Origin of the sequence: Paraburkholderia agricolaris, from assembly GCF_009455635.1 — a bacterium.
In the GTDB taxonomy this organism is placed as follows: domain Bacteria; phylum Pseudomonadota; class Gammaproteobacteria; order Burkholderiales; family Burkholderiaceae; genus Paraburkholderia; species Paraburkholderia agricolaris.
In genome coordinates this window covers 313,163-325,223 of record NZ_QPER01000001.1, presented here as the reverse complement: position 1 = coordinate 325,223, position 12,061 = coordinate 313,163, and the positions used below count along the sequence as shown (strand labels likewise).

Below are 12,061 nucleotides of genomic sequence, written 5' to 3'. Positions count from 1 at the left end.
GACGCTCATCCATGTCAGACGCGGCTGTCTGACTTCTATGCGCCGCCCTCTTCCAGCACCAACAGGTTTTCGTGCGAGAAACCCAGCGACACCGGTTGACCGCGTTCGGGCAAGCCGCGATTCGGATCATTGAACACATCGAGTGAGATGACCGCATCCTTCACGCGTGTTCTGATGCGCACCACCGCACCGAGAAAATTCACTTCTTCGACGATCGCGCTGAGCGTATTGCGGCCCGGCGCGGCCGGTTCCAGAACGATGGCTTCAGGCCGTAGCGCAAGCATGCGTTGCTTGCCCGCGTCGTCCGCAGGCAACGCTTGCGTAGTGGTCAGCTCCTGACCGTCGACGGCCATCCTGCCGGATTTCGGGTCGATCACATGCCCCGCGAGAATGTTCAATGTGCCGACAAACGATGCGACAAAGCGCGTGCGCGGATAGTTGTAGATCTCCGAAGGCGAACCGATCTGTTCGACGCGCCCCTCATTCATCACCACGATGCGGTCCGAAATCGACAACGCCTCTTCCTGGTCGTGCGTGACGAAAATCGACGTGATGCCCAACTCGCGTTGCAGCGCCCGAATGTCCTGCCGCAACGAAATGCGAATCTTCGCGTCGAGCGCGGAGAGTGGTTCGTCGAGCAGCAGCACCTGGGGCTTGCCGGCGAGCGCGCGCGCCAGCGCCACGCGCTGCTGCTGACCGCCCGACAGTTGCCACGGATAGCGCGCGCCGAGGTGCGGCAGCTTGATCAGTTGCAACATCTCCTCGACACGCTTGCTGATCTCCGCCTGGGGACGGTGCGTGATCTTCAGCCCGAAACCGATGTTATCGGCCACGGTCATGTTCGGAAACAGCGCATACGACTGAAACACCATGCCGACCTTACGCTGCCGCGTGCGCAAATGCGTCACGTCCTTGTTATCGAGCCGGATGGTGCCGCGCGTCGGCGTTTCGAAACCGGCGATCATCCGCAGCACCGTCGTCTTGCCGCAGCCGGACGGCCCAAGAAACGTGATGAATTCGCCGCGCTCGATCTTCATGTCGAAGTGATGCAGCGCCGTGTTCGCCCCGAAGGCCTTATGCAGATTTTCTATCTCAAGGAATGCCATGATTCTCTGCCTTATCCGGTCAAATGAATCCGTCAAATTTTCTGGCCGCTAAGCGCGCGGGCCGAACCGAATACCTGGATCAATCCCATCGCCGCCCACGTAATCACGAACGCGATAATCGCGAGCGCCGACGGTTCGTACGCGCGGTTCGCACCGATCAACTGCAGATACGGACCGAACGCGGGACGGTCGAGCAGACTCGCCAGCGTGAACTCGCCGATCACCACGGCAAAGGTGAGGAAGGCGCCGGACAGAATGCCCGAGCGGATATTGGGGAAGATCACCTTGAACAGAATCGTCGGCCAGCTTGCCCCGAGACATTCGGCGGCTTCGGTCAGCGAGCGCACGTCGACCGCGCGCAAACCGGCGTCGACCGCGCGATACATGTACGGCAGCGAAAGCGTCACATAGCCGAACACCAGCAACAGATCGGTTGCGCGTTCGTTGCCGGTGAGCGGCAGAATCGAACTGCTGTTGTAGATGCGCAGATAACCGAACACGATCACAATCGCCGGCACCACCAGCGGCAACAACGTAATGAACTCGACGACCGGCCGCAGTTTCGGCAACCGCAACTGCACGTAGTACGCGGTCGGCACTACCAGCAACACGCCGACAATGATCGTCAGGATTGCCATCAGGATCGAGTAACCGAACGAGGCCTGAAAACGCGGGTCGCTCAGCACCACGTGGTACGCCTCGAAGCTGTAGACGCCACGCTTCATGCGCAGGCTGAATTCGAAGGTCGCGAGCAACGGAATCAGAAAGTACAGCGAACCGGCGATCATCGCGATCCACGCGCCCGCACGCGATTGGCCTTTCATCGGCGCCCCCTTTCTGCGCGCGAACGCAACCAGATGTACCCGCCATTCGACAGTCCGGTCACGAGCACCATGCCGAGCGCGAGCGCGTAGCCGAGGTTCTGGTTGTGCATCACGTCGCCGCGAATCTGCGCGTAGAGCAGGATCGTGACGATGTTAAGCGAACTGCCGGTCAGCGCGTATGCCGTGGCGACCGCGCCGAACGAATTGGCGAACAGCAGCAGGGTCGCGCCGAGCACGCTCGGCCACAGCACCGGTAACGCGACGTGGCGCCAGTATTGGAAGGCCGTGCCGCCGAGGCAGTCGCATGCTTCGCGCCATTCGCGCTTCAGGCCATCAAGCGCCGGCGTGACGATCAGCACCATCAGGGGAATCTGGAAGTACAGGTAAGTCAGCGTGAGTCCCGAGAAGCTCAGCACACTGAAGCCCGTCGAGTACAGATTGAAGTCGAGGTATTTCTTCAGCAGGACGGTCACGAGGCCGACGCGCCCCAGCGTGCAGATGAAGGCGAACGCGAGCGGCACGCCGGCAAAATTAGAAGCGACGCCGGAGAACGTCATCAGCGTAGGGCGAATCCAGCCCGGCAGTTTGCCCTGCACCGCCGCCCACGCGAGCAGCAAGCCGATTACGCCGCCGCCGATCGCAGACGCGGCGCTCACCTTGAAGCTGATCCAGTAGGCGTCCAGCACCGTGGGCTGCAGCAGGTCGCGGAAATTCGCGAGGGTGAAGTGGCCTTGGGGATCCTGAAACGCACCCACCATCAGAAAGCCGGTCGGCAGAATCAGGAACAACAGTGCGAAAGCAAAAAACGGCACCACGCCGATCCAGGCGAGAAAATGCGACGCGCGGCTCGGACCGCCGGCGCGAGGTGTTGGCGTGGGCACAGGCGGAACCAGTAATTCCGGCTGCACCGACCCAGCATCCGATGAAGCGCTCATAGCTCACCCTTGGGGCTTTCTGATTAACGCCTGACGCGCCGCCCTCAGGGAGCGACGCGTCATCTTTTGAAAACTGCGCGTTACGGGTAAAAGCCGCGGCATATGCGGCGTGCGATTGAACGCCGCTCCACCGCCGCCACCGCGTGCGCCACGATGATTATTTGACGTTCGCGCCGACCGCTTCGTCCCAGTGTTTCGTGATGGTGTCTTTGTAGGCGTCCTGCTGGGACAGCGTCGGGAACACCACATTCTTGTATGACGAAGGCGGCGGCAGCTTGTCGAGCAGCGCTTGCGGAACCTTCTTCTGCGCTACCAGTTCGTTGTAGCGCATCGGATGGCAATAGCCGCTCAGCCAGCCAATCTGGCCTTCATCGGAGTACAGATACTCCATCCACAGTTTGGCCGCATTCGGATGCGGCGCGTAGGCGCTGATCGCCTGCACGTACACACCGGCGACCACACCCGTTTTCGGAATCACCACCTGCACCTTCGGGTTGCCCTTCAGGGTGTCGCGGTCGGCGAGCGCGTTGTAGTCCCAACGCACGATGATCGGCGTGGTGCCCTGTGCAAGCGATGCGGCCTTGCCGATCACCGGTACGAAGTTGCCGCTCTTGTTCAGGTCGGCGAAATACTTGAGACCGGCCGTGTCGGCCTTGCTCACATCGCCTTTGCTTTGCGACATGCCGGCGGCAAACACGGCCTGGATTGCCTGATTGGCCGTGCGCGGGTCGCCTGCCAGCGAGACTGCGTTCTTATAGTCAGGCTTGAGCAGATCGCTCCAGTCGGACGGCACCTTGTCGATCATGTCGGCGTTCACTTCAAACGACAGTACGCCGTAGTAATCGCCATACCAATAACCGTCAGGATCTTTCGACTCTTTCGGAATCGAGTTCCACGTAGCAACCTTGTACGGCTGCAGCAAACCCTGGGCCTTCGCGGTCGGACCGAACGACAAACCCACGTCGATCACGTCGGGCGCCTGCGGCCCCTTGTTGCCCTTGTTCGCCTTGATGGCTTCCACTTCGTCGCCCGAACCCGCATCCGGATTCAGCTCGTTGATCTTGATGCCGTACTTCTTCTGGAATCCCGCCACCAGTTGACCGTAGTTGCACCAGTCGTGCGGCAACGCGATCACGGTGAGTTGGCCTTCCTGCTTGGCGGCGGCGATCAGTGCGTCGAGCGGCGCGGCCGAGGCGCTGCTCACACCGGCTGCGGCGACACCCGCAGCGGCCGACATCGAAAATAAACGAGCTAACGCGGTGCGCTTCATAGTCTTCCCCATCCTCTGCCGAAATTGCTACGTTTGGAAAATTTCTGGTTTTCAGCTTCATGGGCGCGCATCTGAACAAGCCCGCGCCCGCGTCACGCTCAGCCCGGTTTCGCCGGCGCCGAGAACATGTCGTGTTCAAGCTTATCGATGCGATCTGTACAAATCATGTCGACGCCCCAGTGGACGAGCAGCCGCGCGCGCTCAGGGTCGTTCACCGTGTAGGCCAGCACGCGCAGCCCGGCCGCCTTGATCTCGGCAACCAGCGGCTCGTTCAGATACCGGTGGCTCGCGTGCAACGACACGCAATCCAGTTCCCGCACAATGCGCAGCCAGTCCGCCGGAACCTCTTCGAACAACATGCCGCGCTGCAGCACAGGCGCTGCAACGCGCGCCGCAGCAAGCGCCTCGAACGAAAATGACGACAGCAAAGGTGGGGTTTGCCCTTGCCACAAAGTCAGCGCGCCGCTTGCAACCAGGCTTCCCGTGATCTCGTCACGCCCCGGACAAGGTTTGATTTCGATGTTGGCGGCAATGCCATCTCGCGCGCAACGCCCGGCGGCCTCGGCGAGTGTCGGCAGGTGGGTGCCGGCGAACTGCGGCCCGAACCAGGCACCGGCGTCGAGCCTGGCCAGTTGGTCCCACGTGTGTTCGGCAGCGGCGCCATGACCATTGCTGGTACGTTCCAGCGTGTCGTCGTGCAGCAGGAAGAGCTGGTTGTCGGCGGAGAGCTTGGCGTCGAATTCGACCATGCGGTAGCCGTAACGCACGCAGGCGTCGAAACCGGCCAACGTGTTCTCCGGCGCCAGCGTGCCGCCGCAGCGGTGCGCAACCAGCCTCGGATAGGGCCAGTTGGCGGATAAAGTGCGATCAGTCCCGTTTGCCACGTCTCGTTACCTTCCATCCAGATAGAGCGAGTTGAGTATGCTCTCGACACGTTCCCTGCCGCTACTGCCGCCATGCAACCTTTACGCGCGAGCCCCGCGCGTAGTGTCACGTCAATGGGCAACGCTGCGATAGCTGGCCGCACGGCCAACGCCGCGGCTCATTGCGTCGCGTGGCGGCCCCGCGATCTTATTGTCAGGATGCCGAACCATGTCGCTTCCGGGCGGCGCCGCGTGCAGCAACAAACGGTTCAGGCGGCAGATCCCAAGGTCCATTATGGCAACGACATGGATCAATCAAATTGCCAAAAAACGCCGCAAATTGCTCGAAATCGGACATTTCAATTCCTTTCCGAACATTTGATGTTCGAAATAGGCATAGCACTTCGATCTGCGAAGGCTAAGATGAAATACACAAACTTGCAAGCTGCCAAAAAAATACAACACAATTCGACTAAAGTAGTAGGCTTGACATAGTCTGGACACACATCCGTGTCCACGATGACACTTTAAGAACAAGCCGTGTCAGCGAGCGTTCGCACCCAAGGAAAAATGCATGTGGCAGGAAGACCGTCATCAGAGAATTCGCGCGTTGCTGTCCACGCTGCAACGCGTGTCGACCGAACGGATCATGGCGGATCTCGGGGTATCGCGCGAAACCGTACGGCGCGATCTGCTCGACCTCGAGGCACTCGGTGAATTGCGGCGCGTGCATGGCGGCGCGATCAAACCCGCCGACGAGGCACCGATCGCCGAGCGCGCCCATATGCGCGTCAAGTCAAAAACCGCGATTGCGAAGGCGGCCACCGGTTTGATCGCGAGCGGCCAGACACTCTTCATCGACGCGGGCACCACCACCGCGGCGCTCGCCGAGGAACTGGCGAAACTGGCGAACCTGACGATCGTGACCAATTCCATCGACGTCGCACTGAAAATGCGCGGTGCCGTGGATCAAACGGAAGCGGCCAACGAAGTGATCCTGCTCGGCGGCTCGATCAGCGATCGCGCCATGGCGACTACCGGCGCCACCACCGTGCTCGACATCCAGCGCTATCGGGCGGATATGGCCTTGCTCTCGCCGGTCGGCATCGATCACCGGCATGGAGCGACCAACTACGATCACGCCGAAACCGAAGTGGCGCGTGCCATGGTTGCCAACGCGGACCGCGTGGTGATCCTCGCCGACTACAGCAAGATCGGTCAGCGCAGCCGGATTTCGTACTGCCCGGTCGATCGGATCGATGTGCTGGTCACCAACAAAAAGGCGGCCGAAGCTGCTGACTTTGCGGCACTCAAAAAGAAGCTGGAAGAGATCGTTCTGGCTTAGGGGCTTAGGGGCTTAAGGGCTTAGGGCCTCTTTGGGACCTCGTAGGGCTTCGCCCTATTCCTTCACATGCATCGTATCGAGCGCACGCTTGCGCAAGCGCGTGTCACGCAACGCGCCGGCAGCGTCGAGCACCGGATACGCCGTCGAACAGAACAGCGAATTGAGCCGTTTCATATCGCTGATCAGATCCAGGTGCAACGCACTGGTTTCGATGCTGCGTAAGGTTTGCCCGGCGAGCCGGTCCAGGTGTTTGTACGAATATGCGCGCTCCAGATCGCGAAAGCGCTCCTTTTCCGCCAGCAGCCGCTCGGCACAACGCAAATCGTTATTCAGAAACACCGACAGGCCAAGTTGCAGATTGCTGACGAGCCGTGTGTGCAGATCGTCCAGCTCGCCCAGCCCCTCCGCCGAAAACGACAGACGGTGCGCGATCTTCTTTTCCTCGATATCGCGCACGATCCGCTCGATGATGTCGCCCGCATGTTCCAGGTTGATTGTCAGCGAGATGATGTCGGTCCAGCGGCGGCTATCGGCCTCATCGAGCTGCTCGCGGGAAATCAGCGTCAGATAGCTTTTGACTGCGGCGTAGAGCTGGTCGACGTCGTCGTCCATGCGAACCGTTTCGCGCGCCTTCTCGAGGCTATTGTCGTGAATCAGCTCGGCAACGTTATCGAGCATGGTGCGCACGATGTCGCCGATGCGCAGCACCTCCCGTGCCGCATGCGCGAGTGCGAGCGTGGGCGTGGGAAGCGCGGCGGCATCCAGATGCAGCGGCCGCAGCTCGCCGTTGGCCTGCGGCCGGTCCGGCAACACTCGCGTGCAGATGCGCGCGACCGGATCGATCAGCAACAGGCAGGCGCAGCAGCGCAGCGTGTTGTAGATCACATGAAAGCCAACCACCGCTTCGCGTGGATTTGCAATCAGCACCGGCAGCCCGCGGGCGAGCAGCGGCGCGAACGGCAGGATCAGCAGCGCGCCGGCCAGCTTGAACGCGAGGCTGCCCAAGGCCAGACGCCGCGCCGCGGCGTTCTGAGCGAGCGTGCCCATCAACGCCAGCAAGCCGCTGCCGAGATTCGCGCCGATCACCAGACACAGCGCCACCTTCAACGAGATAACGCCGGACGAGGCAAGCGTCGCGGTCAACAGGACCGCGGCGAGACTCGAGTAGGACAGCATCGCAAATGCCGCGCCGACCAGCGCGTCGAGCATGGTGTCGCCGGTCAGCGCACCGAACATCACGCGCACGCCGGCGCCTTGCATCATCGGCTGGGCGGCTTCGACGATCAGGTGCAGCGCCAGCAGAATCAGGCCGAGCCCGATCAGCGTACGGCCGGCCTGGCCGAGACGGGTTTGCTTGCGCGACAGAAAGAGCGGCACGCCGAGCAGAATCAGGATCGGCGACAGCCATGACAGATCGAGCGTCAGCAGGCGCGCCATCAGTGCGGTGCCGACGTCGGCGCCAAGCATGATCGCAAGGCCGCTGGTGAGCGGTAAAAGACCTTGCGCGGCGAACGACGTGACGATCACCGCCGTTGCGTTGCTGCTCTGCACGAGGCTCGTCACACCGACGCCCGACAGGAAGGCCCGCCAGCGGCTGCTGGTGCTGCGCCCGAGGACGCTGCGCAGATCGGCGCCGAGCACGCGCAGGATGCCGGTACGTACGATGTGCGACCCCCACACGAGGAGCGCCACACCAGCCAGAAGGTTAAGGAGAATCAACATAAAACGCTACGCATCCATTCCTGCTGCCATGACCCGAACCGCATGCCGCGCGAATCGGCACCCGGGGTGTTTATGACAGTAGTGTTGCACATTTTTGCCTTATTGTAATTTTGTGCTTTTAAATATACGCTCGCGCAAAGCTGCGAGTTGCTGTGTGCCTGCTCATCGTCCGGAACACGGTTCACTCGATCACTTTGTTTGCCCACTTCATCACAAGGACTCTGGATGAGCCGCAACCTTGCGCTATTCGACCTGGACCACACGTTGCTGCCGCTCGACAGCGATCAGGCGTGGGCCCACTTCATCGCCAATCTGGGCATAGAAGGCGCTGCGCGGCATGCGGAGGAAATCGACGATTACTACCGGCAGTATGTGGCCGGCACGCTCGATATGACCGCCTATCTGAACTACACCCTGGCGCCGCTGGCGCGCCACTCACGCGAGCAACTCGACGCGTGGCATGCGAAGTTCATGCAGGAGGTGATTGCGCCGGCCATCCTGCCGGCTGCGCGGGAACTCGTGCAACGTCACATCGATGCGGGCGATCTGTGCTGCATCGTCACGGCCACCAATGTGTTCATTACGAAACCGATCGGCAAAGCGCTCGGTTTCGAACATCTGCTGGGGATCGATCTCGGCACCGAAGGCGGCGATCCGCTGGCACGCTTTACTGGAACCGCAGTCGGTGTACCCACCTTCCGCGAAGGCAAGATCGTCCGCACCGAGGGTTGGCTGGCTTCGCTTGGCCATCGTCTGGAAGATTTTCCGCAGAGCTGGTTCTATAGCGACTCGATCAACGACGTGCCGTTGCTCGAACGCGTCACGCATCCGGTCGCCACCAATCCCGACCCGCGTTTGCGAGCCATTGCCGCGGAACGCGGCTGGCCGGTGATTAAATTATTTGCTTGAGATTGCGCACGGCGCGGGGTGGCCTTGGGGTGGCCACGAGGTAGAGCCGACTACACACGCCCCTTCCACGGCACCAGCCGCCGTTCCAGCGCACGCATGCCGAGATCGAATAGCCATGCGATCAGTCCGATCAGCACGATACCCATCACCACCACATCGGTACGCAAAAAGCTCGACGCGTTGAGCACCATCTGACCCAGCCCCGCAGTTGCCGCGACCATCTCCGCGGCAACCAGCGTGGTCCAGCCGAAGCCGATCGCAATCCGCAAGCCGGTCAGAATCTCGGGCAACGCTGCCGGCAAAACCACATGGCGCACGATCTGCGTGAAGCGTCCACCCAGCGAATAGGCCGCATGAATCTGCTCGATAGTCGCGCTGCGCACACCGGCCCGCGCCGCCATCGCAATCGGCGCGAAACAGGCGAGATAGATCACGACGATCTTCGCCGTCTCGTCGATGCCGAACCAGATCACCACCAGCGGCAGATACGCGAGCGGCGGCAACGGCCGGTAGAACTCCAGCGGCGGATCGAGCAAGCCGCGGGCAACCCGGCTCACGCCCATCAGAATCCCGACCGGCACCGCCGTGACGGCAGCCAGTGCGAACGCGCCGAACACGCGCAACGCGCTCCATGCGAGATGTTCGGAGAGCGGCAAACCGCCTTGAATGCGTCCGTGCCACGCGTCCAGAAACGCGGCCCAAACCGCCTCGGGCGTCGGCAGAAATAGCGGTGGCAGCCAGTGGAGGTGCGTCGCGAACCACCACAGTGCCGCGAGCGTCGTGACCGAAACCGCGCTCAGCGCCGCGGTCGGCCCTTCGCCCGGCAAACGCCAGCCGCGTACCGGCCGCGCGTTGCGTCGCGGCGGCTCGCTTGCCTGGGTTAGCGGCACCTTGCCCAAAGATTCACGCGAAGCCGTCACGACAGCACCTCTTCCTGATTCCGTTCATTTCGCTCGTGCAGACGGCGCACCAGCCGTTCGCGCCATTCGATGAACGCCGGCGACGACTTGACCGCACGCGCATCGCGTGTCTCGAGAAAGCGCCGCGCGAATGGCAGGTCGTAGCTCTCGGCGATACGGCCCGGTCCCGGCGTCATCACGACGAGGCGCGTCGCCAGAAACAGCGCCTCCTCCACGCTATGCGTAATGAAGAACACCGTCTTGCGCGTGCGGCCCCAGACGTCCAGCACGAGTTCCTGCATCGACTCGCGCGTCATCGCGTCGAGCGCGCCCATGGGTTCATCCATCAGCAGCACCTGCGGATCGCTTGCTAGTGCGCGCGCAATGCCCACGCGCTGCTGCATGCCGCCCGACAGCGCGTAGACGCGCGAGCGCGCATGCTTCTCGAGACCAACCAAGGCCAGCTTCTCCAGCGCGATGCGTTCGCGCTGCGCCTTCGGCACGCGCTGAAAACGCAAACCGAGCGCAACGTTGTCGAGCACGTCGAGCCAGGGCATCAGCGCGTACTTCTGGAACACGACACCGCGATCCGCGCCCGGCCCAAGCACGGGTTCATCGTTCAGCCGCACCTCGCCGCCGGTCGGTTGAATGAAACCGGCGATGCAATTGAGCAAGGTTGTCTTGCCGCAACCGGACGCACCCAGCGCGACGACGAATTCACCTGGCTCGATGCGCAAATCGACGTCGGCGAGCGCGATGGTCGGCGCCGTGCCGCGGACGCCTTCGTAGGCGACATGCAGCCGCCGGATCTCAAGACCGCTCATCGCCGTGCCTCATGATGCTGATGGATAGACTTGCTCAACAATCAATGCGCCGCACGCTGCACGAATTGCGGATCGACGCCGGTCGAATAATCGGCCAGCACGTTCTGAATCGTGCCTTGCGTCTTCAGAAACGCAGCGGTCGCGGCGAGCGATTTAGCCGCGCCGGATTGCGCACCACCGCCAAGCCATGCGTTCGACGCCTGCTGGGCCGGCGTCGGGAATGCATACAACGCGAGACTCGCGGGCACGTCCTGCGCAGTGGCGCCGGACTCCTTCGCGACCGCCTCGACCTGCGGAGACGCCGCGGTCCATGCCGACGTGTGATCGCGGTAGCTTGCATCGGTTGCGGCTAGCACCTTCACGAAACGCGCGACGAACTCGGCGTTCTGGCTCGCGAACTTACGGTCGACGACGAAACCGTCGAAGGTCGCCTTACCGGTTTGCTGCGCGACCTGGCCCGAGGTGATCAGCACCTTGCCGTTCTTCTTCACCTTCGCCAGCACCGGGTCCCAGATGTAAGTGGCGTCGATGTCGCCACGCTCCCACGCCGCCGCGATTTCAGGCGGCCGCAGATTGACGATCTTTACATCCGACGGATTCACGCCGGCATTCTGCAGCGCGACCAGTGTGTGAAAGTGCGAGGTGGACACGAACGGTACGCCAATCTTCTTGCCTTTCAAGCCGGCAACACTGGTGACGTTCGAACCGTCGCGCGCAACCAGCGCTTCGGCGTCGTTGATGTTGTCCAGAATCCAGAACAGCGAAATATCGACGCCTTGCGACAGCCCTGCCGCGATCGGGCTCGACCCCGCTTCGCCGAGTTGCACGGAGCCGGAGGCCAGCGCGCGGATCACGTCGGCGCCGCTGCCGAGTTTGCGATAGGTGACTTTGTAGCCGGTGGCTTTCTCGACTTCGCCCGTGGCTTGCGCATAGCGCCACGGCACGACCATGTCCTGATACGCGATCACGACTTCTTTGCTGTCCGCGTATGCAGCGGAAGAAAACGGCGCGGACAGCGCGAGCAGCGCAGCGAACGCGGCGAGCGGACGAAGAAAGCGGTTCATCGAGAAGCCCCTTTAGTGTGTATTGTCTGGGAGGATTTCGACTATAGGGAGTTTGTGCGCGGGCGGTTCTAATTAATCCGCGATTACTAATGACGCTGTTCAGGCATTGCTTTTCACGCTGAGTTGGATCGGCACAACTGCTGCGGTGGGCAGTAGATGGGTTCTAGCGAATGATTGCTATCCGGGACGGTCAGTTACTGTGGGTCGTCATTTCCATCTGCGCCAGCGCTTCGATTTGTATGCTGCTCGCACGGTACTACCGGTCACTCGCGCAAGTAGGGCGCCAGCGCATGACTCAGG

Annotated in this window: 12 protein-coding genes; 2 read left to right on the top strand and 10 right to left on the bottom strand. The window is 61.9% G+C overall.

The features are described 5' to 3' along the window. Positions 1-35 precede the first annotated feature (35 nt). From GH665_RS01430 to GH665_RS01405, 6 genes are all read right to left on the bottom strand, one after another. Positions 36-1,106, bottom strand: coding sequence for an ABC transporter ATP-binding protein (locus GH665_RS01430; RefSeq protein ID WP_153134382.1), 1,071 nt, complete (start codon positions 1,104-1,106; stop codon positions 36-38). A gap of 32 nt (positions 1,107-1,138) precedes the next feature. Beyond that, a complete protein-coding gene (locus tag GH665_RS01425) occupies positions 1,139-1,930 on the bottom strand; it encodes an ABC transporter permease (protein WP_028199016.1) in 792 nt (263 codons plus the stop codon). Continuing rightward, on the bottom strand, positions 1,927-2,865 hold the full coding sequence (locus tag GH665_RS01420; RefSeq protein ID WP_028199015.1) for an ABC transporter permease: 939 nt from the start codon (positions 2,863-2,865) through the stop codon (positions 1,927-1,929). The genes GH665_RS01425 and GH665_RS01420 overlap by 4 nt, the downstream gene beginning before the upstream one ends. 157 nt (positions 2,866-3,022) lie before the next feature. Then, a complete protein-coding gene (locus tag GH665_RS01415; RefSeq protein ID WP_153134381.1) occupies positions 3,023-4,135 on the bottom strand; it encodes an ABC transporter substrate-binding protein in 1,113 nt (370 codons plus the stop codon). Positions 4,136-4,233: 98 nt separating this feature from the next. Further along, positions 4,234-5,019, bottom strand: a complete 786-nt coding sequence (gene ugpQ / locus GH665_RS01410) for a glycerophosphodiester phosphodiesterase (protein WP_153134380.1) — start codon at positions 5,017-5,019, stop codon at positions 4,234-4,236. Between the two features lie 193 nt (positions 5,020-5,212). Further along, a complete protein-coding gene (locus GH665_RS01405) occupies positions 5,213-5,356 on the bottom strand; it encodes a hypothetical protein (protein ID WP_153134379.1) in 144 nt (47 codons plus the stop codon). Between the two features lie 216 nt (positions 5,357-5,572). On the opposite strand from GH665_RS01405, the gene GH665_RS01400 reads away from it, so the two are divergent. Then, the gene (locus GH665_RS01400) at positions 5,573-6,343 is read left to right on the top strand and encodes a DeoR/GlpR family DNA-binding transcription regulator (RefSeq protein ID WP_028199012.1); all 771 of its coding nucleotides are present in this window, start codon (positions 5,573-5,575) and stop codon (positions 6,341-6,343) included. Positions 6,344-6,397: 54 nt separating this feature from the next. Here the strand turns inward: GH665_RS01400 and GH665_RS01395 are convergent, their stop codons facing one another. Next, a complete protein-coding gene (locus GH665_RS01395; protein WP_153134378.1) occupies positions 6,398-8,065 on the bottom strand; it encodes a Na/Pi cotransporter family protein in 1,668 nt (555 codons plus the stop codon). Between the two features lie 225 nt (positions 8,066-8,290). On the opposite strand from GH665_RS01395, the gene GH665_RS01390 reads away from it, so the two are divergent. Beyond that, positions 8,291-8,974 (top strand): histidinol-phosphatase, encoded by a 684-nt coding sequence (locus GH665_RS01390; protein ID WP_153134377.1) that lies wholly within the window; start codon positions 8,291-8,293, stop codon positions 8,972-8,974. A 50-nt stretch (positions 8,975-9,024) separates the two neighbouring features. On the opposite strand, the gene GH665_RS01385 is transcribed toward GH665_RS01390, so the two are convergent. Genes GH665_RS01385 through tauA form a run of 3 tightly spaced genes read right to left on the bottom strand, consistent with a single transcriptional unit; the run spans position 9,025 to position 11,761 of the window. Continuing rightward, entirely contained in the window at positions 9,025-9,894 is an 870-nt protein-coding gene (locus GH665_RS01385) for an ABC transporter permease subunit (RefSeq protein ID WP_153134376.1), read from the bottom strand. Further along, on the bottom strand, positions 9,891-10,697 hold the full coding sequence (locus tag GH665_RS01380) for a taurine ABC transporter ATP-binding protein (protein ID WP_153134375.1): 807 nt from the start codon (positions 10,695-10,697) through the stop codon (positions 9,891-9,893). Before GH665_RS01380 ends, GH665_RS01385 begins: the two co-directional genes overlap by 4 nt. Before the next feature lie 41 nt (positions 10,698-10,738). Further along, a complete protein-coding gene (gene tauA, locus GH665_RS01375) occupies positions 10,739-11,761 on the bottom strand; it encodes a taurine ABC transporter substrate-binding protein (RefSeq protein ID WP_153134374.1) in 1,023 nt (340 codons plus the stop codon). Positions 11,762-12,061 lie beyond the last annotated feature (300 nt).